The sequence below is a fragment of the Actinoplanes sp. NBC_00393 genome, assembly GCF_036053395.1.
In the GTDB taxonomy this organism is placed as follows: Bacteria; Actinomycetota; Actinomycetes; order Mycobacteriales; family Micromonosporaceae; genus Actinoplanes.
In genome coordinates this window covers 9,045,676-9,068,472 of record NZ_CP107942.1, presented here as the reverse complement: position 1 = coordinate 9,068,472, position 22,797 = coordinate 9,045,676, and the positions used below count along the sequence as shown (strand labels likewise).

Below are 22,797 nucleotides of genomic sequence, written 5' to 3'. Positions count from 1 at the left end.
CATGACGTCGGACACGGCCCGACATGCGGGATCGCGGAATATTCAGGCCATCGGCTCGCCGGAGTACCGTTCGCCGTCGAGATAGGGCCAGGCGTTACGGGTGCAACCCTTCAAGCCGTACGTCTGCGGCATCATCACCGGCGCCTTCTCGCCCTCACCCGGGCAGGCCTCGTGCCCGTGCCCGAGCTCGTGCCCGACCTCGTGGTTGATCGCGTACCGCCGGTACTCGGCGAGGTGCCCCTCGTAGTCCGGGATGCCCTCCGCCCACCGGTCGGCGTTGATGATCACCTTGCCGGGGACCCGGCACGAGGTGAAGCCCGCGGTCTGCAGGCCGCCGGTCGCGCACATCTGCTCCGAGGTGCGGGCGGAGGCCAGGTAGATGGTGAAGTCGGCCTTTCCGGACTCCTGCGTGACCCGTCGCAGCCGTAACTGGCCGTCATGGATCCAGCTGCGTTCGTCACCCAGCGTGCGGTCGATCTCCTCGGCGAACTCGGCCGCTTTGGTGCCCTCGACCGAATCCTCCACCGCAACCTCGAAACGGTGCAGGTCGCCGTCGGTTCCGAGCATCGGGCCGCGGGTCTTGGCGTACCGGAACTCGCCTGCCTTGCCCACCTCGGCCGCCTGCGTCTCCGCAGCCTGGGCCTGCGGCGTTGCCACCGGAACGTCCGCCGGGGCCGGGCCCACCGGTTCGGCCGCGCGTTGCGCGGCCTCCCGACCAGGTGCGATGGGTTGCTCTTCGCTGCGCATCTGATGTCCGATGATCAAGACCGCGGCGACCACCATGAGGTACGCGAGAAGCACCGCCCGACGTCGACGCCGGATCGTCCGCTTGCTCGTCCCTGACGCGGCGTGCCGGGCGCCGGAGCCGCGCGAATGCGCCGGGACGTAGTCCTCTGGGTCGTCTTCGCCGTGGCCCAGCACCATCGGCAGGAACGCCGGCTCACGGTCGTCGTCGTGCTCGCCGTCAGCGCCTCGGCGGACGTCGTGCCTCTGGTCGGCGCGCTGCTCTTCCGCGCGCCGTTCCTCCGCGTGCCGGTCCTTTACATGCCGGTCTTCCGTGTGCCGGCCCTCCGCATGTCGCTGTCCGGCATGCAGGTCGTCCGCTTGCAGTTCATCTGCTTGCAGTTCTTCGGCCTTCAGTTCTTCGGCCTGAAGCTCGCTGGCCTGCAGTTCTCGGGCGTGCAGCGGTCCCGCGTGGCCTTCTCCCCCATGCAGCGCTCTTGCCTGCCGCTCTTCCGGGGGCGGTGGCACGTAGAGCCTGGCCTCGGGCAGTTCCTCGGTCACCGCCTCGGCGGGCGGGCGCTCGGTCACCTCGACCGGGACCGGGACGTAGATGTTCTCGGTGGCGTTCCGCTCCAGCAGGGCATGCGGCGGCCAGAGGTTGTCCGGAAGCTCGGCAGGCAGCCGGACGCTCTCCGGAAGCCCCACGGCGGGCCGATTCGCATTGCGGACATATCCGGCCGACGCCTCGTCATCGGCCGTGCGGTCCGGGTGGGCGGGGTCCTCAGGGTGGGTAGCCCAGCCGAACGGCTCGGGGTACCCACTGCTGCCAGCCCCAGCCATCCCGCCAGCGCCGGCCCCAGCCACGCCGCCAGGCCCAGCCACGCCGCCAGGGCCAGCCACGCTGCCAGGGCCAGCCACGCCGCCAGGCCCAGCCACACCGGGGCCGATCATGCCGTCCGCCGCCGCTGTGCCGGCCGAGGGCAGCGCGTTCTGCGGTCGCGTCGGGGCATACGGCCGCATCGCCTCGGGTGGCCCGGCAGAGGGCCGCGAGTTGAGTGCCGGACGGGCACTGATGCCGGGTCGGGTGCCGGCGGAACCCTGCGCCCGGCTGCCGACAGCCGCACCGCCGGAACGGCTTCCACGCCGGACCACGGACGAACCGGGACGCCCGGCGGCAGGGCTGGATCCGGAGCGCGGTCCGGCTCCGGCTTCCGCGTCCGCCGCGTCGGCGGGTGGCTCAGGCGCTTGGGCTGCTGCAGTCGAGGCAGCCAGCCGTTCCGCGGCCAGTTCCACAATGCCGCGGGTCAACTCAGCGGGCGGCCGGTCGGCAGCGGCTTCCGAACCGGCGTCGGCCATGGCCGGCGAGGCGGTAGCCGGCGTCGTCGTTGCCGGCGAGGCGGTAGCCGGCGTCGCCGTTGCCCGCGTGGCGGTAGCCGGCGTCGCCGTTGCCCGCGTGGCGGTAGCCGGTGTCGCCGTTGCCCGCGTGGCGGTAGCCGGCGTCGCCGTTGCCCGCGTGGCGGTAGCCGGCGTCGCCGTTGCCCGCGTGGCGGTAGTCGGTGAGGCTGCGGCCCGCCGCTTGCGTGGCTGCACCTCACCCTCGACCAGGTCATCTCCCTGACCCGACGGGGAGTCGTCCGGGCCCGGTTCGGCTCCGCGCTTCGCTGCCCGTGGCCGGCCCGCACCCTCCTCAGACGGCCCGGCTGCGCTACGACGAGCGGCCCGGGCAGCCGCCGGTTCATCAGCAGGCTGCGCCCCCGAACTGCGACGCGTGACCCGAGCGGTACCCGCCGACTCATCAGCAGGCTGCGCTACCGCGCTGCGGCGCGAGGCCCGCGCAGCAGCCGCCGACCCATCAGCAGGCTGCGCCGCGGCGCTCCGGCGGGTAGCCCGTGGGGCGGCTGGCTGCTCGTCCGGGCTTGTGAGGTCCGGTGCGGCCGCGGTCCGTCTGCGGGTGGGGCGCGTTGCGGGTGGAGGCTCTTCGGTGTTCTCCACGGCCGGGGCTCGTTTGGTGCGGCGGGCCGGTTCGGTGGCGGGCTGGATGTCTGCTTCGGCCGAGGTGGTGCGCCGCCGTGATCGGGTGGGGGTTGCGGAAGGGGCTGTGGCGGCCGGTGGCTCCGAGGCCGCTGGGGTACTGGTGCGGCGGCGCGAAGTGGGCTTGGCCGGGGTGGCTTCGGGTGGCTCGGGTGGGGTGGCGGTGGCGGTCTTGCGGGCGGCCGGCTTGGCGGTGGGTGTGCGGCTCGAGGTGGACTTCACCGCGGGGGCCTTGCCGGAGGTCGCCCTGCGAGGGGGCGCGCTGGTGGGTGGCTCGTCGGGCTCGGTGGCCCGCGGCGCGCGGGTCTGCTTGCGCGCCGGTTCCGTGGGCACGGTGATCATCGACTTCGTCGCGGTCGCCGGGAGTGTCCTGGAGGGCGGCTGCGCCTCGCCGGTGGGCACGGCTTCGGAGGCGGCGGGGCGCCGGTCAGCGCCCGAGACGCCCGGATCAGCGGGACCATTTGTCGCGTTTGCCATAGCAAGGGCAAGCCTGCCACGACTTATCGCTTGTCACAGGAGTTTCGGATTTCCGTATCGGATCAACCGGAACCCGAGGTCAGAGCCCCGGACCCGAGAAGTCGCGGTCGTTGCGGCGGGGCCAGACGTACGGCTTGCAGCCGCGCAACGTGATCGTCTGCTGCACCATCACGGGGGCCGGACCGCCCGCTTTCGGGCAGCCCTGGTGCCGGTGTCCGAGCTCGTGCCCGACCTCGTGGTTGACCACGTACCTGCGGTAGGAGGCGAGGTCGACCCGCGCCTGCAGGTAGGGACGGGCTGAGCCGCGCCAGCGGTCCAGGTTGATGATGGCTTTGCCGGAGGTACGGCACGAGGTGAACGGCACCCCGCCGATCCGGATGTTCGTGCCACCCCGGGCACACATCTGCCCGGCGGTGTCCCGGGTGGCCAGGTAGACCGTGAAGTCGGCCGGGTCGGCACCACCGACGGGCTGGAGACGCAGCCGTCCGCCACCGGTCCAGCTCCGCTTGTCGCCGAGGATCGCCCGGACCTGCGCAGCAAACGCGTTGACGTCCTCGTTGCTGCCGGCCTCGACGGCGACCCGATATCGGCGCAACGGTCCCTTGGCGCCGGCCACCGGGCCGCGCGTGGTCGCGTACTGGAACCGGCCGGAACCGTGGGTGGGCACTCGACCGGGGAGCTGCAGCAGACCGGCCTTCGGGAACGGGTCGGCGGACACCGGCGAGGGCGACGGTGACGCCGAGGCCGGACCGGATTCGAGCACCGGGAAGCTCGGCGCCGCGGCCGGAGCAGACGGACCGGCAGAGGCGGAGGGCGAGGGTCCGGAGGAGGACGGCGAGGGTCCGGAGACGGAGGCGGCTGCCGCGGGGCGGCCGGGCGGCGCGGCGGCGGTGAACTGCTGCCCGGCGAGGAAGACGAGCAGGACCAGCGCAACCGCGAGCGCGACCAGCCATGCCTGGCGCCACCGGTCACCCCGCGAGGCGGGTTCCGGTACGGGCACGGGCGCGCGAGAGATCATCGGTTCTGAGGGTGGCATATCCCGGCGAACACGCCCAGCCCGTACGGATCTTGTGCTTCACGGCACACCATGGTGGAAAGCGTGCCCCGCTGCTTAAGCCCGGCGCCCGCGTTGTGGCCGTGACCAGGCACCCGGCTCGCGCGGTAGAGCGGGAACTTTTCGTCACGCGTACTGATGAGGGTTTTCTTCATCAAGGAGACCGACGATGGCCCGCGCGACCAGCCGGGGCACCTCCATCTGCGCGACGTGACCGACGCCGGGCAGGACCAGCAGGCGGCTGTCCGGGATGGTGCGGGCGACCTGGGTCGGCACGCGGGGGTCGACCAGGCGGTCGTTGAGGCCCCCGATGACCAGCGTGGGGGCCTGGATGCGGGCGGCGAGCCGCCACTGCGAATCCGCGCCGGGCAGGTAGGCCCGCAGGAAGCTGGCGACGAGGCCGCGAAGCGTGCCGAGGTACGCCTTCGGGTAGTGGGCGACCGTGTAGCGGAGCTGGATCTCCTCCATCGCCTCGGCGCGGCGCTGCGGATGCACCTTGGTGGTGTCGCCGAAGCAGGCGGCCAGCACCTGCTCGGCCATCTGCTCGGCGGTCACCCGGGTGAGTGCCCAGGCGACCAGGCGTTCCGCGCGGGGCAACGCGAGCAGTGGCAGAACCGGGCCCTGCGCGGTGCGGCGCGGATTGAGGAACGGCATGGCCGGCGAGATCAGCGTCAGGGTGCGGACCAGGTCGGGACGCAGCGCGGCGACCCGCACCGAGATGGAACCGCCGAGCGAGTTGCCGATCAGGTGGACCGGGCCGCGGCCGGAGTGCTCCAGGTAGTCGATGACAGTGGCCGCGAAGGCCGGGATCGAATACCTCGGGATCGCGTCGCTGTAGCCGAAGCCGGGCAGGTCCAGCGCCTGCGCCTCGAAACGGCCGGCGAGCAGGCCGGCCAGATCGGTGAAGTTCTGCGAGGAGCCGCCGAGTCCGTGCACGTAGACCGCGGGTTCGGCGGCGCTGCTCAGGCTCGGGGTCTCGCGGACGTGCAGCATCGACCCGCCGACCGTGACCCGTCGGGCGGGCCAGGGCGGCGGGATATCACCTTCCGGCACCAGCGAGTCGTCGCCGGCAAGAACAGCGCCTTTCATCAAGCCAAGAGTGCCTCAACGCGCCGGTTGACCGCCGCGAGTGTGGCGCGGACCATGGCGTGCCGGTCGTCGCCGGTGACCACGGCCGAGCCGGCGAGCTGCTCGACCCAGCCGCCGCCGCAGGAGAGCAGCAGCACCACGACCGCGACCTGCATCTGGCCGAACGAGACGGCTGCGGCGTGCTCGACGAAGCAGCGGGCCGGGCCCTGCTCGTGCTGCGAGGCGGAGAGCAGCTCGTCGATCGCGCCGGCGGTGGCGGTGGCGCAGAGCCGCAGCAGGTAGCCGTCGACTGCCGGGCCGGTGGCCACGCCGGAAGCGGCACGCGTACCGGCGCGCAGCCGCACCTCCACGGTGGCGTCCGCGCCGAAGGTGTTGACGTGCACGTTCTCGATCACCACGCGGGGGCCGGGGTTGTCGCCCGGGTCCAGCGGGCGTGGGCGGCTCGCGTCGTGCGGCACCAGCGCGGCGGCCGAGACCCGGTTCTCGCGCGGCTGCGGTTTCGGGTCCTCTCGCTCTTTTCGCTCTTTCTGCTCGGCTTGCTCCGCCGGCCCGGGGCGCTCCGCCGGCCTGGGGTGCTCCGCCGGCAGAACGGCCGGAGCAGGCAGAACGGCCGGAGCAAGCGAGGCGGCCGGAGCGAGCGGGGCGGGCGGAGCAAGCGGAACGGCGGAGACCGGGGCAGTAGCCGGAGCCGCGGACACGGGGGCGGGCGCGGCCGAGACCGGCGCCGGCGGTGCGAGCGCGCCGGAGACCGGAGCGGCAGGCACGGCGGCGCGGCCCGGGCGGGTCACCTGACCGGGCACGAACGGCGGGGCCGCCGGGCTGCTGTCCCCGGGCATCGCCGCGTCCAGACCCATCCGGTCCTGGAGCAGCCGGGCCACCTGGCGGCTCACCTCGGCCGGGTCGGCGCCGTCGGCCAGGTCCAAACGGAGGCTGTGCGCGCCGGCCGGGGTGGCCCGCAGCGACGCGTCCCGGACGCCGTCGACCTCGCGCACGGCGGCCAGGATGTCCTGAACGTCGAAGCCTTCCTGGCGCTCCTGCGCCGGCAGCACGTCACCGCGGCGCAGGTGCGTCGCGATGCGCGCCAGGGCAGGCGCCTCGGCCGATGGCTCCACGGAGGGCGGCTCCGGAACTCGGGGCACGTCCGGCTGGGCCGGCACGCGCTGCGGGAGCGCCCCTTTGTTCTCGCCGGCAGCGTCGGGTTCGGCACGGCCGGGGTACGTGACGGGCGAGGCATAGGGGGCGGTAAAGCTGGACGAATCGTACGACGGGCGAGCCACCGTGGCAGCGTTGTCCGCCATTCGCTTGTCCCCCGGCGGGGCGGTCTCCACCTGCGGGAGGCCCTGCGCCAGCGTGTCGGTGACCAGCGCATGCCGGGACCGGATCGGCTCGGCGGCCGGTTGCGTCCGGGTGCTCTCCGGCGCCCACTCCGGCCGGGCGGCCGGGCCGGGCCGGGTCATCGGCACCGCGGCACGCTGGGTGACCGGGGGTGGCCCGTCCCGGTACGAGTCGTCGAGGTCCCCCTCGTACGGATACGGCGGGGCACTGCTCGGCGCGGGGCTGTGGGGCGCCGGGCCGGGGCCGGGTGAACGCCGGTGGCCGAGGATGTCGGCGAGGCGGCTGCGCTCACCGGTCCAGGGAGCGGGCGGCTCGACGTTTCCGGCCTCGATGGTTCCGCCCCTTCCGGGCTCGATGTTCCCGGAAGAGGGAATCTCGGAATTTTCCAGGTACCCCGGCGGGGCCGGGGGCGACACCGGCACGCCGGAGGAGGGAGCGGTGCCGAAGGGCCGCTCGGCCGGGAACTGCCGCCGGCCGAAGGAGCCGCCGTCAGCCGGACGCCGCCACGGCGGAATGTCCGTTCCCTGCTCTGATGCCACACTCGGGTTCACCCACGGACTTTCTCCGTTCAACCACCCGTTCATCCGTGTGCGGTCCCGCGAGTCGGCGCCGTTGCCACTCGCTGCGGCTCCGGTGTCTCCGGAATGCCCTGATTCATCCACCGCGTGCTCCTCGCTCGCCCCCGCTGAGGCTACCGTGTGGTTGCAGTGGCGATAAGTTGCAGCGTCGCGACAATTGACTGCACGACCGCGACATGCGCCGATCCGGGCAATCCGCGACGCCAAACTGCGGGGACCGACCCCCTGGAGGTTCACAGAAATGACCGCTGCGTCCGGCGGGGCACAGACCGCACGGCCCACCCGCCTGCCACGTTCCGCGCGCCGCAAGCAGCTGCTGGCCGCCGCGCAGCAGATCTTCGTCGCGCACGGCTATCACGCCGCCGCGATGGATGACATCGCGGAGCGGGCCGGGGTCTCGAAGCCCGTTCTCTACCAGCACTTCCCCGGCAAGCTGGAGCTTTACCTGGCCCTGCTCGACACGCACTGTGACGCGATAATCGCCAAGGTGCGCGGGGCCATGTTGGCGACCCCCGACAACAAGGAGCGTGTGAAGGGCGCGGTTCGCGCGTACTTCGACTTCATGGATCACGAGAGCGAAGCGTTCCGGCTGGTCTTCGAGTCGGACCTGCGCAACGACCCGCAGGTGCGCCAGCGGGTCGAGCGCGTCGAGCAGGGCTGCATCGCTGCTGTGACCGACACCATCATCTCGGACACCGGCCTGCGGCCGGATCAGGCCGAGCTGCTCGCCTCCGGCCTCGCCGGGGCAGCCGGCCAGGCCGCACAGTTCTGGCTGGCGAACGGGCGGCGTACGCCCAAAGCTGAAGCCGAATCGCTCGTAGCTGCACTGATCTGGCGCGGGATCGCCAGCTTCCCGCTGCAGGGCGGTTCAACAGCCGGTACGCCGCCGGAAATCGGGTAGCGTTTCCTGCGGTAGACGGTTTACAGAGGAGGGCTCCGTGGAGGTCAAGATCGGCGTGCAACATTCGCCGCGTGAGCTGGTGCTCGAGAGCGCACAGACCCCGGCGGAGGTCGAGCAGGCGGTGACCGAGGCGATGGCCAAGGACAGCGTCCTCTCGCTCACGGACGAGAAGGGCCGCAAGGTGATCATTCCGATCGCCAAGGTGGCCTACGTGGAGATCGCCGAGGCGTCGCACCGCCCGTTCGGCTTCACCACTCGCTGAAGTACCGGGAGGGTTCCCTGGTCACAGGGTTCCCTCCCGTAAATTTGCTCTCCGGTGCACCCGACGTTCGTCGGGTAGACTCGTCGTTGTCGCCGCCGGCGTTGATTTGTCGAGGGGTTCCGAGCTCGACTCTTCCGCCCGGCGACTGCGCGTGCGGCCCGCCTGTCTCGGCGTGTGGCCCGCGCCCATACGAGACCGCGCCCAGGACACGACGGGCGCACCACGAGAGGGCACCCGTAAAACTTCATGACCGACAATGAGCAAGCTCTAGTACCCGTAACCACACGTGCTCCGGTCCGTCCGGACAGCCCCACTTTCGCCGCTCTGGGCGTTCGCGCCGAGACCGTCGAGGCGCTGGCCAAGGCCGGCATCACCCACGCCTTCGCCATCCAGGAGTACGCGCTGCCGATCGCCCTGCGGGGCACCGACCTGATCGGCCAGGCGCCCACCGGCACCGGCAAGACCCTGGGCTTCGGCCTGCCCCTGCTGGAGCGGATCACCGCCCCGTCCGAGGGCGCCGACGGCCAGCCGCAGGCCCTGATCGTCGTTCCCACCCGTGAGCTGGGCCTCCAGGTGGCCCGCGACCTCGCCGCCGCCGGCAGCACCCGCGGCGTGCGGGTTCTGCCGATCTACGGCGGGGTGGCGTACGAGCCGCAGGTCGAGACACTCAAGAAGGGCGTCGAGATCCTGGTCGGCACCCCCGGCCGCCTGCTCGACCTGGCCAAGCAGAAGCAGCTGAAGCTCGGCTCGATCCGCGCCCTGGTCCTCGACGAGGCCGACCGGATGCTCGACCTGGGCTTCCTGGAGGACGTCGAGAAGATCCTGGCCATGCTCCCCGAGCAGCGCCAGACCATGCTCTTCTCGGCCACCATGCCGGACCCGATCGTGGCCCTGTCCCGCCGGTTCCTGCGCAACCCGGTCACGATCCACGCCGGGCACACCACCGAGAGCGCCGCCTCGCCGCTGACCAAGCAGGTCGTCTACCGCACCCACCCGCTGAACAAGCTGGAGATGGTGGCGCGCATCCTGCAGGCTCGCGAGCGCAGCCTCACGATGATCTTCACGCGGACCAAGCGGGCCGCCGACCGGGTCGCCGAGGACCTCGACTTCCGCGGCTTCGCGGTCGCTGCTGTGCACGGTGACCTGGGCCAGGGCGCCCGCGAGCGGGCTCTGCGGGCGTTCCGCACCGGCAAGATCGACGTGCTGGTCGCCACCGACGTCGCGGCCCGCGGCCTGGACGTCTCCGGCGTCACCCACGTGATCAACTACGACTGCCCGGAGGACCCGGAGACCTACACGCACCGGATCGGCCGGACCGGCCGGGCGGGTGCGACCGGTGTCGCGGTCACCTTCGTGGACTGGGAGGACATGCCGCGCTGGGTCCTCATCGACAAGTCGCTCGGGCTGAGCATGCCGGAGCCGCCGGAGACGTACCACACGAGCGCCGCGCTCTACACCGACCTGGACATCCCGACCGAGATCTCGGGCACCCTGCCGACCGCTGAGCGCAGCCGTGCCGGCCTGGCGGCCGAGGTCGAGGAGGACCTGGGCGGCGGGCGCCGGCCTGGCCGTGGCGGGCGTCCGGCCCGCGGCCGCGGGCGTGGGGGTTCGGGTCCGTCGTCCGCACCCGCTTCCGAGGGCGAGAGCGAGGGCGGCGATCGGCCCAAGCGGCAGCGTCGCCGCCGGCGTCTGGACGATGCCCCTTCCGGTACGCCGACCGAGTCCCATTCTTCGGATGCGTCTTCGGCGCCGGCCACTTCGCCGTCTTCGGCACCGGCCGCGTCGCCGTCTTCGGCACCTGCGGCGCCTGCGGAGTCGGTGGATGAGCCGGCTGCTCCGCGGGCCCGGACCCGGCGGCGGCGGACGGCCGCCACCTCGATGGTGTTCTCGGACGGGACCGCCAGTGCGGCGCCAGCCGAGGGCGCTGAGGCTCCGGCGTCTGCCTCTGCTCCGGCCTCCGCTTCGGCGGCTGCTTCCGCTCCGGCGGCTGCTTCCGCTCCGGCGGCTGCTTCCGCTCCGGCTTCTGCTTCGGCTGACGCAGCTCCGGCCGCGGACAAGGACGCTCCTCGCCGCCGTCGTCGCCGCACCAGCCGTTCCGCCGGCGAGGGTGCTGCTGAGATGGCCGGTGGCTCCGAGGCCGGCGTGGGCACCACCGCCGACGCCTGACCTGTTCGACCGCGAACGCACGGGATGCCTGGCGTCCCGTGCGTTCGGCGTTTCCGGCTCACGCCGGGCCGTCGGCGCTTTGCGGGGCGCAGCGGCGCTTCCGGGCCGTCGGCGCTTGCGGGCCGCAGCGACGCTTCCGGGCCGTCGGCGCTTGCGGGCCGCAGCGACGCTTCCGGGCCGTCGGCGCTTGCGGGCCGCAGCGACGCTTCCGGGCCGTCGGCGCTTGCGGGCCGCAGCGGCGCTTCCGGGCCGTCAGTGCTTGCGGGCCGCAGCGGCGCTTTCAGTGCCGGGGTGGCACGCCCAGCGTGGCGCAGGCCTCCTGGTACATCCGGACGACCTCGGCCCGCACCTGACGTCGCTCGGTGAGCCGCTCGCTGAACGGCACCCGCACCGGCGTCTCGATCCCGTCGACGGCCACCGCGAACTCCAGCGCCTCCGCGTCCAGCCCCGACATCCGTGCTGTGGTCGCGGCCGGCACCCCGCCGAACGCGCGCACGATCAGCACGTTGTCGTCGGCATGATCGTCGTTCATGTGCCGGGCGATCTGGGCGACCACCTCGGGCGGGAAGGGATCCGTCACGTCCAGTGCTCTCCCAGTTCGGCCAGCAGGTCGAGGTTCAGCCGGAAGGCCGCGGACGCCTCGTTCAGGAAGGCGGCCTGGTCGGCGCGGGTCCAGCGTACGGCGTTGAGGTGGTCCCGGTAGCGGGCCCGGAACAGCGGCGGGTCGACGCCCTCGAAGATGAAGAAGCGGTAGCCCTGGCGGCGCAGGCCGTACGCCTCGACGATCGATTGGCCGAGCCACTGGCCGCCGGAGAGGTCGCCGAGGTACCGGACGCTGTGGTGCGCGACATAGCCGGTGGCGCGGTCGAAGGCGGCGGCCCGGATCCGCGTGCAGTAAGTCGTCGTCGAGGGCAGCGCTGTCACCCGGCTCTGCCAGCGTGCCCCGTACAGATATCGCAGGTCGGCCTCGAGTGCCGGAATCCGGAACAGCTCGGGAAAGACGAACCGGCGCGCCACCGGGTCGGTCGCCATCGCCGAGGCGGCCAGCTCCAGCGTCTCGTAGATGAACCAGTGCTGGGCGAGCAACCCGGCATAGGCCGCGAACGGCAGCCGACCGGTCGCCAGTCCCTCGATGAACGGGCTGCGCTCGGCCGTGGCGTGCTCGTCCCGAAGGTGCTCACGCAGGCGGGACGAGAGTGTTGTGGTCTTCACGACCATCGAACGGCACCCACCCCTTCCCGCGCCCCGCCGATCAACTTAACCGCCCGGCAGAATGGATGCCATGCCAGAACCGCTCGAACAAGCACTTGCCGAGGTGCGCGAACTGCTGCTCGCGCCCGGTCTCACCCGGGCCGTGGCGGCCGGCCGGCGTCGCGGCCACGTTCCGTCGGTGACCCGCGCGCAGCTGCGGCCGGTCGCCCTCAAGCACGGGCGGAAACTGCAGATCGTCACCGATGACGGAGCGCGGCCGTACACCCGGAACGTCACACCCGGTGACGAGGCCGCGGCGGCGGTGGACGAGTTGCTGGCCGAGCCGTTCGGCAACTGGCACGTGGAGACCGAGTCGTCGACCGTACAGGTGCGGGTGACCAAGAAGGGTGACGCGCAGGTGCATCGTGGCGCGGCTGCGGCCCCGGCCGCGCCGCAGGCGCATGACCGGGCGAAACAGTGGCTGCTCGACCCGGGCGACCCGCTGTTCGAGGTGATCGGCGGCAATGCGGCGAAACGCCGTCAGATCGACGCGTTCCTGCGGGCGCTGGCGGCGACGCTGCCCGAGGATCTGCCGACGCCGCTGCGCGTCGTCGACCTGGGGTGCGGCAATGCGTACCTCACCTTCGCCGCCTACCGATACCTGGCCGGGCGCGGCGCGCAGGTCCAGGTCACGGGGGTCGATGTGCGAGAGGATCAGCGGGTACGCAACAGCGCGCTCGCCGAACGACTCGGCTGCTCCGACGACGTGACCTTCGTGGCCGGGACGATCGAGGACGCCGAGTTGCCGGTCGCTCCCGACCTGGTGCTCGCGCTGCACGCCTGTGACACGGCGACCGACCAGGCGCTGGCCCGGGCGGTCGGTTGGCAGGCCCGGTGGGTGCTGGCCGCGCCGTGCTGCCACCACGACATCGCCTCGCAGCTCAAGGGCAGTTCCGCGCCGTCGCCGTACGAGGAGGTCACCCGGCACGCCATCCTGCGGGAACGGTTCGCCGACGTGCTGACCGACTCGCTGCGGGCGGCGCTGCTGCGGCTGCACGGCTACCGGGTGGACGTGGTCGAGTTCATCGACTCCGCGCACACCCCGCGCAACCTGCTGCTGCGGGCCCGGCGCACCGGCGCGGCGCCGACCGAGGCGCAGCACGCGGAGTACGACTCGCTGACCGGTCAGTGGGGTGTGACGCCCGCGCTGGCCAAGATGCTGGGCTAGCTGACGACGACGGTCCAGGCCGCTGTGGAGACCTTTCCGGCGACCTGGAAGTCGAGGAACATCCGGTACGTGCCGGGGCTGGGCGCGGCCAGCCAGAACTTGATCTTTCCGTCGATCAGCTGGTTCTCGGGGTGCACGTGGACGTAGCCGGTGTCGCCCTGACGCAGCACGACCAGGTGGCCGAACGCGCCGAGGTAGGGCTCGACGGTGACCGGTTTGCCGGCGGTGTCGGTGACGGTCATCAGCAAGGGCTGGGTGGACTCGGTGGCGGGCGTTCCCTCGTACGCCACCCGGAAATCGGAAGTGGCTGCGGCCCGGGCCGGATCGGGCAGGGTGACCGGCGCATAGCCGCCGGCGACCGTCAGGTCGCTACCCAGCGTGGTGGCGATCTGGCTGCCGCCGAGAACAGCGGTGAAATCGGCGATCATGCGGTAGCTGCCCGGCTCGGGGAGCGTGAGGTCGATACTCCATGTGCCGTCCGCGGCCATCTCCGGGTGCAGGTGCTGGAAGCCGGTGAGATCGCGGCGGATCACGATCAGGTGCAGGGGTTTGTCGTGCACGATCGCGTAGGTGGTGACCGGCGCGCCGCCCGGGCCGTTGATGGTGAACTCGAGCTTTTGCGTCTTGTTTGCTGGGAATGTCGTGGTTGTCGGTGCCAGGGTCAGCCCGCTGGAGCTGAGGGACAGGCCTCCGACTGCGGCGCCGGCGCCCGCTCCCGGGACCGGGGCGGTGGTGCCGTGGGTGTGGGGTTGACTTTCATCCACGACTGACGCGGTGGGGGTCGGGGTGGTGGCGGCCGGGGCGGCTGTCCCGTTGTTGAGGCGGCCCAGGCCGTAGCCGGCGAAGAGAACCACGATGAGCAGGGCGCCGATCGCGGCCAGGCGGAAGGCGGCGTTGTCGGGGGCATTCGCTGCGCGGATCCCGAGTTCCTCGGCCTTTGCTTCTTCGGCCTGTGCTTCTTGGGCCTTGGCCCCTTCGGCCTTGCTTTCTCCGGCCTGTGCTCCTTCGGCCTGTGCTTCTTGGGCCTTGGCCCCCTCGGCCTTGCTTTCTTCGGCCTTGGCTTTTTCCGGGGTCTCTGGCGCTTCGGCTGCCTTGGTTGCTTCGGCGGGCGGCTGGTCAGGCATCCGCGAGCTCGTAGCCGGCCTCGTCGACGGCCGCGCGCACGGCCTCGTCGGTGAGCGGCGTCTCGCTGGTCACCGTCACGCCACCGGACGGCAGATCGACCTGCACCTCGGCCACCCCGGGCAGCGCGGAGATCTCCTCGGTCACCGCATGGACGCAGTGCGAGCAGGTCATGCCCTTCACGGTGTAGGTGCTGGTCACAGCCATGCTCGACCCCTCCGGTTGCTCGCTTCGTTCGTCCGGCTAGGACGCCAGCATACCCCCGTCCGGTATACCGTCTTCGGGACGTCTTACCCCCGGCCCAGGCGGCCTGCGGTGCCGCGCGGCAGCACGACCAAGCCGATGTGTCGGCGAGACGGCCGCATGGGAGCTCTCACTGGCTTGGAACTGCATTGGCGCATCTGCGCCCACTTGGTAAACCGGGTCTCGGCGATGCTGTCGAGCCCCTGGCTGGACCGCCTGGCCACAGCACATGACGGACAGTTGAGGAGTACCGAGGGTGACAGAGCTCGAACGCGGCGAGTACCTGCTGACCGACGACCCCCGCCGGGTCGACCTGAAGCGGGTGCACCGCTGGCTCTCCGAGGAGTCGTACTGGGCGGCCGGCCGCCCCCACGACATCGTGGCCCGGTCGATCGAAGGCTCCCTCCCTTTCACCGTCCTCCACCACGGCGAACAGGTCGCCTTCGCCCGAGCAGTAACCGACGGCGCCACGTTCGTATGGATCTGCGACGTCTTCGTCGACACCGCCCACCGCGGCCGCGGCCTGGGCACATGGCTGATCGACAGCATCGTGGAAACCTTGTCGGCGCGCGGCATCCAGCGCTTCCTGCTGGCCACGAAGGACGCCCAGGAGGTCTACCGCCGCTCCGGCTTCGCCGAACTGGAAGGCGCCCACCGCTTCATGGAGATCGACCGCCGCCCAACCCGAAACGCCATCCTCGGCAAGCCCTGACCCTCCACCGGCCGCTCCGAGCCTCCACTTGGCTGGGGCAGGCGGGCGGGCGGCTCATGGCTCATGGGCTGGTGGGCTGGTGGGCTGGTGGGCTGGTGAGGTTGGTCAGCCGGCTACGGCCAGGGCCAGCGGGAGGATGGCGGAGGCGCCGGCCTGGCGGAGGGTGCGGCCGGCCAGGGACATGGTCCAGCCGGAGTCGACCAGGTCGTCCACCAGCAGGATGGGGCCGGGGAGGTTGGGTAGTTCGACGGCTACGGATTGTGGGACGGAGAAGGCTTCGTGGAGCGTTCGGACGCGCTGGGCGCTGTTGCCTCGGTGACCGGTTTCGCTCACTCGGTGGGAGGACAGGACACCCAGAAGTGGTAGCCGGCCGACGGTGGAGATGTGTTCGGCGAGGCTGTGGACAAGTTGTGGATGACGGTGTGAACCGACTGCTACCACGGCTGCTGGGCGCTGTTTCCAAGCGTCTTCGCCGTGGGCCCAGGATTTGAGGACCTCGACCACTGCGGCGGCCAGTTCGGCGGGGATCGGGGCGTCCGGGGAGTCGGGTGAGACCACGCTGCGCAACCGGGTGCCCCAGCCGAGGTCGGAGAGGCGGCCGACGGCACGGCCGGGCTCGATCTGCTCGGTGGGGGCGATCTTGCCTTTGAGGCTGATGCCGACGGCGGCCAGGCCGGTGGGCCACATCTTCTTCGGGGCGATCTCCACGCCCGGCCGGCCCAGGAACGCGTCGGCAGCCGCCAGGGCAGCGGACGAGACGTCGGCGTCGAAGAGTGGACCGGCGCAGTTGTCGCACCGACCGCACGGGACGGCCTCGGGATCATCCAGACAACGCCGGAGGAATTCCATGCGGCAGTCGGTCGTCTGCGCGTACGCAATCATGGTCTTCTGCTCGGTCTCGCGTGCCTCGGCGACGCGTCGCAGTCGGGCCGTGTCGTAGGTCCATGGTTCGCCGGTGGCTAGCCAGCCGCCGCGCGTGCGGCGGACTGCGCCGTCGACGTCGAGGACCTTGAGCATCAGCTCGAGCCGGTTGCGGCGGAGGTCGACGAGCGGCTCGAGTGCCTGGGTGGACAGCGGGCGATCCGGGGAGAGCTGGTTGAGGACCGCGCGCACCTGATCTTCCGGTGGGAAGGCGAGGGAGGCGAAGTACCGCCAGATCGCGGCGTCCTCCGGGCCCGGCAGGAGCACCACCTCGGCGTGCTCGACCGCGCGGCCGGCCCGGCCGACCTGCTGGTAATAGGCGATCGGTGAGTTCGGCGCGCCGAGATGGACCACGAACCCGAGGTCTGGTTTGTCGAAGCCCATGCCCAGCGCAGACGTGGCCACCAGCGCTTTGATCTTGTTGTCCAGCAGGTCCTGCTCGGCAGCCCGGCGTTCGGCGTCCTCGACCTGTCCCGTGTACGACGCCACCGCGAACCCGCGGGAGCGCAGGAAATCGGCGGTCTCGGTGGCAGCGGCGACAGTCAGTGTGTAGACGATGCCGGAACCCGGCAGCCGGTCGAGATGGTCGGCGAGCCAGGCCAGCCGGTGTGCGGGGTCGGGCAGGTTCAGCGCGGCCAGCCGCAGCGAGTCGCGGTCGAGCGGGCCGCGCAGCACCAGGGCGTCACCCAACTGCTCGGCGACGTCGGCGGTCACCCGAGCGTTCGCGGTGGCGGTGGTGGCAAGCACCGGGGTGCGGGCCGGGAGGCCGCTCAGGAAGGTGCGCAAACGCCGGTAGTCCGGGCGGAAGTCGTGACCCCAGTCGGAGACGCAGTGCGCCTCGTCGACCACGAGCAGGCCGGTGCTGGAAGCCAGGCCGGGAAGCACGTTGTCGCGGAAATCGGGGTTGTTGAGCCGCTCCGGGCTGATCAGCAACACGTCGACCTCGCCGGCCCGGATCTCGTGCTCGATCTGGGTCCACTCGTCGAGGTTGGCCGAGTTGATGGTGCGGGCGCGGATGCCGGCCCGGGCTGCGGCGTCGACCTGGTTGCGCATCAGCGCGAGCAGCGGGGAGACGATGACCGTGGGGCCGGCCGGTGGTTGCCCCGGCGCCGCGGTGGCACCGCTGCGCAGCAGTGCGGTGGCCACGAAATAGACCGCCGACTTGCCCCAGCCGGTGCGCTGCACGCAGAGCACCCGCCGCCGGTCCACGGTGAGCGCCTCGATGGCCCGCCATTGATCCTCGCGGAGCACCGCCCGCTCACCGGCCAGTTTGCGGAGCACCTCTTCGGCACGCTCCCGCACGTCTGCCCGCTCGGCCGCACCTGCCGTCATCCGCGTCGCATCAGTCACCCGGCATGTCTATCAGCCCGCGGAAGATCGCCTTGAGTTATCCACAGTCCGGAGTTGTCCACAGGCTGGCGGACGAATTTGAGCGCCGGGATCGCGGATCGGCAAGGCTGCTGAGGCGAACGGGCAACCGACGTTCGCAGTCCGATCGGGATCGTTGAGAGGCGGGTGTGCCGGGATGAGTGGAATCACGGTGGTGGCGTTTCCGCGCGCTCGGCGGGTCCGGGTTTGCGGGGTGGTTCGTCCTCGTCGGCGGGGGCCGGCGCGGCGCAAGGTCCGGCCGGGGGAACCGGGGCCTCGTCCACCACCAAGCCGGGCTGGCCGGTGGCCGGCCTGGCCTGCTCCTCGGGTGGCCCCGCCTGCTCCTCGGTTGGCCCGGCCTGCTCTTCAGGTGGCCGGCAGGCTCTTCAGGTGGCCGGCAGGCTCTTCAGGCGGCCGGCAAGCTCACCTGCCTGCCAGGCGACTGCTTCCCTTGAATGCGACAAACGATGGCCGCGGGGGTGTAAGTCTCTAAGACATGACCAAAACGATCGCCGAGAAGCTGCTGATCAAGCCGAACTCGACACTTTGGCTCAACGAGCCGGCTCGCCTGCCGCTGCTCACGCCGATGCCGGAGGGGGTGCGGGAGACCGGGACCCTCGCCACCGCCGGCACCGCGGTGATTTTCGTGGAGGATGCGGCCGCGGTGCGCGATCAATTGACGAAGCACCAGGCCGATCTGGACAAGCCGGGTGCCTTCTGGATCGCCTATCCGAAGGGCAACAAGGCCGACATCAACCGGGATTCGCTGTGGCCGATCGTCGCCGATTTCGACATGCGGCCCTGTGGACAGGTGGCGATCGACGAGCGTTGGTCCGGGCTGCGATTCCGGGTCAACCGGCCGGGCGAGGGCCGGTTCACCGGCGGCGCTTCCAGCTGAGACGGCACGGCGCGGCGCGGCATGTGGCCGCGGACGCGGCTCAGCGCAAGCAGTGGCTGCGAGCAGGTGACTGCAGGCGCGGCGCGGCGTAGGCAGGTGGCTGCGGGCAAGCGGCTCACGCGGAGCGGCGTGAGGACGCCGGGCCGTGGGTGACCGCTGCGGGGCTCAGCGGCCCAGGACGGAGCCGCCGTTGACGTTGATGATTTGGCCGGTGACGAAGCTGCCGCCGGGGCCGACCAGCCAGCGGACGGCTTCGGCGATGTCGTCGGGCATGCCGGCGCGCTTCACCAGCGTGGCGTCGACCCGGCTCTGGTGGCCTTCCGGCGTCATCCGGCCGAGGAAGAACTCGCTGTCGGCGATGTAGCCGGGCGAGATCACGTTGGCCGTGATCCCCTCACCGCCGAGACGGGTGGCGAGATCCAGGGCGTACCCGTGCAGTGCCGCCTTGGCCGCGGAGTAGGGCCCGCCGCCGCCACGCTGGGCCGCGATCGAGCTGGTCAGGATGATTTTGCCGCCGGGGCGGCGGAGTCGGGGCAGCAGTGCGGTGGTCATGAGTACCGCGGTGAGCACGTTGGAGTCGAGGTTGGCCCGCCAGCGGGCGGCCACGCCGTCGAGGGTGTCCTCGTCGCCGGCGATGAACGCGCCGGCGTTGTTGATCAGCACGTCGAGTGGGCGCCCGGCAACGGCCTCGACCACGGCGGGGATCTGGGCCGGGTCGGCGACGTCCGCGGTCACGGCGCTGGCCTGCGGGCCGATCCACTTCACCGCGTCGGCGAGCACCTCGGGACGGCGGCCGACGATGATCACGTCGAAGCCTTCGCCGGCGAGCATGCCGGCCGTCGCCTTGCCGATCCCGGTTCCGCCGCCGGTGACCACTGCGAGTCTCGTCATGGGATCGACCCTATCGGCGGCCGACTGCGGTCACAGGGCCAGTGAGAAGCCGGGGGTGTCTTTCGAGGCGGGGGCGGGAGCGTGGCCGCTGGGGACCTCGGTCACCGGTTTGCGGGGCTTGCTGTCGCGCCGGGGCGTGGACCGCTTGCGCTTGGGAGCGGGTGGGGCTTCGTCGACCGTCGCGCTCACCGAGTTGTTCTTGAGGGCGCCCGGGTCGATGCTGCCCAGCACCTCGGCGCGGCAGGTCTGGTCGTTCAGGGCGAAGGAGAGGGGCAGTGGGTTCCGGTCGCGGTACTCGCCGTGCAGGGTGATCATGCGGGATCGCCCCTTGCCGGTCACCGACACGCGGCGGCCGTGTTGTTCGACCGTCTTCGGCAGGGGGGTGAGGCGCTGGGAGCCGGGATAGGTGAATTCGACGCGCCAGCCCGGGCCCTGGTCGGGGGTGGCGGACACGGTCAGCCGGGCTTCGAACTCGGAGCCGGAGTCGTGCCGGATCTCGTATCGGACGGCGCACCGTGGGCGGCGCGTGCCGCCGGCGGCTGCGGAGCCAACCGCCGGGCCGTCCGCGCCTGCTGCTGTGGTGTGGGTTCGGTCGGCGTCTTCGGCTTCGCGCAGAGCCGACCAGCCGAGCGCGGTGGCGGCCAGCAGGATGACGGTGGCGAGGGCGGCGATCGCCGGACGCCGGTGGCCGCGGGAACGGCGGTTGACGAACAGGCCGCCACCGAGTGGGCGGACGGAGCCCATCCGCAGCGCGGTTCCGATTTTGAGACCGGCACGCAGCCGGGCCTTCGCGGTTCGGGCGCGGCAGGAATGGAGAAGCTCGCGCGAGGAAGCGCCGACAGCAGCGCCGGAGGGAAGGCCACGCAGGGCGAGCGCCACGGCGGAAAAGGCTGAGCTGGGGAGGAGGAGACGCCGCAGCAGGAGGGCTGCGGCGGGCAGGCGGCGATGCGGCTCGGCCGGGGCGGAGGCGGAGGCCGGGGCGGAGGCGGAGGCCGGGGCGGAGGCGGAGGCCGGGGCGGAGGCGGAGGCCGGGGCGGAGGCGGAGGCCGGGGCGGAGGCGGAGGCCGGGGCCGGGGAGGAGGCCGGGATCGGGATCGGTACGACCGCACGCGCCACCGGGCCACCAGCGGTCCTTTCGCCCGGGCGCAGGGGTGGGATGATCGCCCGTACCCCGACGGTCGCCGCGAAAGAGCGGGCGACCTCGGCCGCCCCCGGGCGGTCCACCGGGTTCTTCGCGAGGCAGCGCATGCACAGGTCCGCGACCGCCGCCGGCAGGCCCGGGAGGTCGGGGATCGGTGCGGGGTCCGCGTACAGATGGGCGCGCAGTGCCTCCGCAGTGGTCTCCGCCGACCAGGGCAGCCGGCCGGTGAGGGCGCGGTACAGCAGGAGGCCGAGGGCGTACACGTCGGTGCCCGGCGAGACGGAGGCGCCGCCGAGCCGTTCCGGGGCGAGGTAGGCGGGGGTGCCGAGGAGGCTGCCGTCCGGGGCCGCGTCCCGCTGCCCGATCGCTGCGGAGATGCCGAAGTCGACGACTTTCGCTCCGGCGCCGGTCAGCATCACGTTGGCCGGGGTGACGTCCCGGTGCACCACGCCGCGGGCATGTGCGGTGGCCAGCGCCGACGCCACCTCGGCGGTGATCATGACGGCTTCCCGCCAGTCCAGGGAGCCTTGCCGGCTGATGCGCGCGCCGACGGACTCGCCGTCGTTGAGTTCCATGACCACGAAGGGCACGGTGAGCCGGTCCGAGATCGGCGCCTCGCCGAAGTCGTGGATTCCGGTGATGTGCGGGTGGCAGAGCCGGGCGGCCGCGAGCGCCTCCTGCCGCAGCCGGTCCCGGAAGGCCCGGTCCTCGGCGAGCCGCGGCGACAGCACCTTGACCGCGACGTCGCGCCCGAGGATCTCGTCGTAGCCGCGCCAGACCACCGACATGCCGCCGGTGCCGAGTTTCTCGATCAGGCGATAGCGCCCAGCAATACGGAAATAACCGTTTTGCTCCGTACGCCCCATGCGCCGATTCTCGCCCGCGCGGATCGCCGCCGGTGCCGCACACCGAAAACCCGCGGCTAAACCGTCAGCCGGCGAGAAGTTGGTCCACCGGCGCGTAGTCGTCGGTCAGCACCTCGGCGTCGCCCACGAACTCGTCGAGCTCAGCGCCGGACAGCAGCTTGACCGGGTTCTTCACCTCGGTGAGACGGGTCCGGACGGCGTCGAGGGGCAGCGGATCACGGGACGCGACGATGACGAAGTTCGACCCGGTCCCACCGGCGAGCGCGTCCGGCGGGGCGATCAACGCGACGTGCGGGAACGCTGCGGCGACCGTCGCGATCTCGGCCTTGATGAACCGGTTGGGCGGGTAGTCGATCACGTTCTGGGCGTACACACCGGCGGGCCGCAGCACCCGGGCGACGTCGGCCGCCATCTCGCGGGTGGCCAGGTGCCAGGGCACCACCAGATGCCCGAACGCGTCTCCCACCACCAGGTCGTAGCTCGCGGTCGGCCGCCCGGCCAGGCCGACCCGGGCGTCACCGACCTCGACCTGCAGGTCGTCGCCGGTGGTCAGGCCGAGCTTCTCCCGGTCCAGGGTGACCAGGCCGCCGTCGAGTTCGAGCACGTACTGCCGGCTTCCGGGCCGGGTGGCCCGCAGGTAGTTCGGCACGGTGAAGCCGCCACCGCCCAGGTGCAGCGCGTCGACGGGAGAGTCCGGGGATTTGAGGACGTCGGCCACCGCCGCGATCCACTGGACGTATTCGAACTCCAGGTGCAGCGGGTCGTCCAGATCGACGTACGAGTGCCGCGCCGAATTGAGCATCAGAGTGCGCCCGGTAGGCCGCTCCGGGTCCTCGACGACCGCCGCGCAGTGATACGCCGTCTCCGCGTCACAGGGTGTCGGTGAGGCCGCCCCCAGCCCGGCCCCGACCAGTCCCACCGCGACCAGGGCGGCCCGGGTTCGCGGCGATCCGGGCAGCCGAGAAGCGCGCAACCACCAGCCGAGGGCCAGCCCGGACACCGCCAGCAGCACCGCCAGGCTGAGAACGATCACACTGCTCGGCAGCGCCGCCACGAAGACGAACCCGGTGACCAGGGTCGCGGTGATCGCCCCGAGGGTGCCGATGCTGGACAGCCGGCCCACCACGGTGCCCGCCTTGCGCAGGTCGCCGAGCTGCAGTTTCACGACCATCGGCGCGATCGTGGAGAGCACCAGGGCGGGCAGGAAGACGGCCAGGGCGGCGAGCATCAGGACAGCGGGGGCGGCTCCGCCACGCAGCAGTTCCCCACCCCAGCGGACTAGCGGGAGGGTCACGGCCGTACCGATGGCGCCCAGGATCAGGGCCGGCGCGAGCAGTGCCCGCGGGTCGAACCGGTCGGCCAGGCGCCCACCGAGCCACGCGCCGTACGCGATCGCCGCCAGCGCCACCCCGATGACCGAGCTGCTGACCTGCAGGGTGACCCCGACGTACGGACCGACCAGCCGCAGCGCGACGATCTCGAGGACCAGGACGGCGCCGCTGGATCCGAACGCGAGGGCGGTCGCCAGGGCCGAGGGGAGAGGGCGCGGCGCAGTTTCCATCGCCGGGATGCTACCGGCGCTCGCTGAACCCGGACCGCA

Annotated in this window: 18 protein-coding genes; 6 read left to right on the top strand and 12 right to left on the bottom strand. The window is 71.9% G+C overall.

What is annotated here, in order from left to right; genetic code table 11:
• Window positions 1-42: 42 nt before the first annotated feature.
• From OHA21_RS41960 to OHA21_RS41945, 4 genes are all read right to left on the bottom strand, one after another.
• Window positions 43-1,428 carry a DUF3152 domain-containing protein gene (locus OHA21_RS41960; protein ID WP_328464857.1) on the bottom strand — a complete coding sequence of 462 codons (1,386 nt, stop codon included), beginning with the start codon at window positions 1,426-1,428 and terminating at the stop codon, window positions 43-45.
• 1,882 nt (window positions 1,429-3,310) lie between these two features.
• Window positions 3,311-4,249: a DUF3152 domain-containing protein gene (locus OHA21_RS41955; RefSeq protein WP_328464855.1), complete on the bottom strand. Its 939-nt coding sequence runs from the start codon at window positions 4,247-4,249 to the stop codon at window positions 3,311-3,313.
• A 162-nt stretch (window positions 4,250-4,411) separates the two neighbouring features.
• On the bottom strand, window positions 4,412-5,374 hold the full coding sequence (locus tag OHA21_RS41950) for an alpha/beta hydrolase (protein WP_328464853.1): 963 nt from the start codon (window positions 5,372-5,374) through the stop codon (window positions 4,412-4,414).
• Window positions 5,374-7,260, bottom strand: a complete 1,887-nt coding sequence (locus tag OHA21_RS41945) for a Daple (protein WP_328464851.1) — start codon at window positions 7,258-7,260, stop codon at window positions 5,374-5,376. Before OHA21_RS41945 ends, OHA21_RS41950 begins: the two co-directional genes overlap by 1 nt.
• A gap of 268 nt (window positions 7,261-7,528) precedes the next feature.
• On the opposite strand from OHA21_RS41945, the gene OHA21_RS41940 reads away from it, so the two are divergent.
• The 3 genes from OHA21_RS41940 (at window position 7,529) to OHA21_RS41930 (ending at window position 10,616) form a co-directional block, all read left to right on the top strand.
• Window positions 7,529-8,188 (top strand): TetR/AcrR family transcriptional regulator, encoded by a 660-nt coding sequence (locus tag OHA21_RS41940; RefSeq protein WP_328464849.1) that lies wholly within the window; start codon window positions 7,529-7,531, stop codon window positions 8,186-8,188.
• A gap of 37 nt (window positions 8,189-8,225) precedes the next feature.
• On the top strand, window positions 8,226-8,450 hold the full coding sequence (locus tag OHA21_RS41935; RefSeq protein WP_196419642.1) for a DUF3107 domain-containing protein: 225 nt from the start codon (window positions 8,226-8,228) through the stop codon (window positions 8,448-8,450).
• A 246-nt stretch (window positions 8,451-8,696) separates the two neighbouring features.
• Window positions 8,697-10,616: a DEAD/DEAH box helicase gene (locus OHA21_RS41930; RefSeq protein WP_328464844.1), complete on the top strand. Its 1,920-nt coding sequence runs from the start codon at window positions 8,697-8,699 to the stop codon at window positions 10,614-10,616.
• 280 nt (window positions 10,617-10,896) lie between these two features.
• On the opposite strand, the gene OHA21_RS41925 is transcribed toward OHA21_RS41930, so the two are convergent.
• Entirely contained in the window at window positions 10,897-11,196 is a 300-nt protein-coding gene (locus OHA21_RS41925; RefSeq protein ID WP_328464842.1) for a DUF2470 domain-containing protein, read from the bottom strand.
• Entirely contained in the window at window positions 11,193-11,834 is a 642-nt protein-coding gene (locus tag OHA21_RS41920; protein ID WP_328464840.1) for a biliverdin-producing heme oxygenase, read from the bottom strand. Before OHA21_RS41920 ends, OHA21_RS41925 begins: the two co-directional genes overlap by 4 nt.
• Window positions 11,835-11,898: 64 nt before the next feature.
• Between OHA21_RS41920 and OHA21_RS41915 the strand changes: the two genes are divergently transcribed.
• On the top strand, window positions 11,899-13,035 hold the full coding sequence (locus OHA21_RS41915) for a class I SAM-dependent methyltransferase (RefSeq protein ID WP_328464838.1): 1,137 nt from the start codon (window positions 11,899-11,901) through the stop codon (window positions 13,033-13,035).
• Here the strand turns inward: OHA21_RS41915 and OHA21_RS41910 are convergent.
• Both OHA21_RS41910 and OHA21_RS41905 read right to left on the bottom strand, forming a co-directional pair.
• The gene (locus OHA21_RS41910; RefSeq protein ID WP_328464836.1) at window positions 13,032-14,159 is read right to left on the bottom strand and encodes a hypothetical protein; all 1,128 of its coding nucleotides are present in this window, start codon (window positions 14,157-14,159) and stop codon (window positions 13,032-13,034) included. The genes OHA21_RS41915 and OHA21_RS41910 overlap by 4 nt on opposite strands.
• Window positions 14,152-14,364: a heavy-metal-associated domain-containing protein gene (locus OHA21_RS41905; RefSeq protein ID WP_328464834.1), complete on the bottom strand. Its 213-nt coding sequence runs from the start codon at window positions 14,362-14,364 to the stop codon at window positions 14,152-14,154. Before OHA21_RS41905 ends, OHA21_RS41910 begins: the two co-directional genes overlap by 8 nt.
• Before the next feature lie 292 nt (window positions 14,365-14,656).
• Here OHA21_RS41905 and OHA21_RS41900 point away from each other — a divergent pair, with 292 nt between their 5' ends.
• Entirely contained in the window at window positions 14,657-15,112 is a 456-nt protein-coding gene (locus OHA21_RS41900; RefSeq protein ID WP_328464832.1) for a GNAT family N-acetyltransferase, read from the top strand.
• 105 nt (window positions 15,113-15,217) lie between these two features.
• Here the strand turns inward: OHA21_RS41900 and OHA21_RS41895 are convergent, their stop codons facing one another.
• On the bottom strand, window positions 15,218-17,365 hold the full coding sequence (locus OHA21_RS41895) for a RecQ family ATP-dependent DNA helicase (protein ID WP_328478883.1): 2,148 nt from the start codon (window positions 17,363-17,365) through the stop codon (window positions 15,218-15,220).
• 532 nt (window positions 17,366-17,897) lie between these two features.
• On the opposite strand from OHA21_RS41895, the gene OHA21_RS41890 reads away from it, so the two are divergent.
• Window positions 17,898-18,299: a hypothetical protein gene (locus tag OHA21_RS41890; RefSeq protein WP_328464830.1), complete on the top strand. Its 402-nt coding sequence runs from the start codon at window positions 17,898-17,900 to the stop codon at window positions 18,297-18,299.
• A 165-nt stretch (window positions 18,300-18,464) separates the two neighbouring features.
• Here OHA21_RS41890 and OHA21_RS41885 read toward each other — a convergent pair whose 3' ends face one another.
• From OHA21_RS41885 to OHA21_RS41875, 3 genes are all read right to left on the bottom strand, one after another.
• Window positions 18,465-19,190 (bottom strand): SDR family NAD(P)-dependent oxidoreductase, encoded by a 726-nt coding sequence (locus OHA21_RS41885; RefSeq protein WP_328464828.1) that lies wholly within the window; start codon window positions 19,188-19,190, stop codon window positions 18,465-18,467.
• Window positions 19,191-19,220: 30 nt separating this feature from the next.
• A complete protein-coding gene (locus tag OHA21_RS41880; RefSeq protein WP_328464826.1) occupies window positions 19,221-21,197 on the bottom strand; it encodes a serine/threonine-protein kinase in 1,977 nt (658 codons plus the stop codon).
• A gap of 64 nt (window positions 21,198-21,261) precedes the next feature.
• Complete coding sequence (locus OHA21_RS41875) at window positions 21,262-22,758, bottom strand: fused MFS/spermidine synthase (RefSeq protein ID WP_328464824.1); 1,497 nt, start codon at window positions 22,756-22,758, stop codon at window positions 21,262-21,264.
• Window positions 22,759-22,797 lie beyond the last annotated feature (39 nt).

Excerpts from the sequence above, each read along its gene's own strand:
- OHA21_RS41955 (WP_328464855.1), bottom strand. The coding sequence starts at position 4,249 with ATGATCTCTCGCGCGCCCGTGCCCGTACCGGAACCCGCCTCGCGGGGT.
- OHA21_RS41950 (WP_328464853.1), bottom strand. The coding sequence starts at position 5,374 with ATGAAAGGCGCTGTTCTTGCCGGCGACGACTCGCTGGTGCCGGAAGGT.
- OHA21_RS41940 (WP_328464849.1), top strand. The coding sequence starts at position 7,529 with ATGACCGCTGCGTCCGGCGGGGCACAGACCGCACGGCCCACCCGCCTG.
- OHA21_RS41930 (WP_328464844.1), top strand. The coding sequence starts at position 8,697 with ATGACCGACAATGAGCAAGCTCTAGTACCCGTAACCACACGTGCTCCG.
- OHA21_RS41920 (WP_328464840.1), bottom strand. The coding sequence starts at position 11,834 with ATGGTCGTGAAGACCACAACACTCTCGTCCCGCCTGCGTGAGCACCTT.
- OHA21_RS41915 (WP_328464838.1), top strand. The coding sequence starts at position 11,899 with ATGCCAGAACCGCTCGAACAAGCACTTGCCGAGGTGCGCGAACTGCTG.
- OHA21_RS41910 (WP_328464836.1), bottom strand. The coding sequence starts at position 14,159 with ATGCCTGACCAGCCGCCCGCCGAAGCAACCAAGGCAGCCGAAGCGCCA.
- OHA21_RS41905 (WP_328464834.1), bottom strand. The coding sequence starts at position 14,364 with ATGGCTGTGACCAGCACCTACACCGTGAAGGGCATGACCTGCTCGCAC.
- OHA21_RS41895 (WP_328478883.1), bottom strand. The coding sequence starts at position 17,365 with ATGACGGCAGGTGCGGCCGAGCGGGCAGACGTGCGGGAGCGTGCCGAA.
- OHA21_RS41890 (WP_328464830.1), top strand. The coding sequence starts at position 17,898 with ATGACCAAAACGATCGCCGAGAAGCTGCTGATCAAGCCGAACTCGACA.
- OHA21_RS41885 (WP_328464828.1), bottom strand. The coding sequence starts at position 19,190 with ATGACGAGACTCGCAGTGGTCACCGGCGGCGGAACCGGGATCGGCAAG.
- OHA21_RS41880 (WP_328464826.1), bottom strand. The coding sequence starts at position 21,197 with ATGGGGCGTACGGAGCAAAACGGTTATTTCCGTATTGCTGGGCGCTAT.
- OHA21_RS41875 (WP_328464824.1), bottom strand. The coding sequence starts at position 22,758 with ATGGAAACTGCGCCGCGCCCTCTCCCCTCGGCCCTGGCGACCGCCCTC.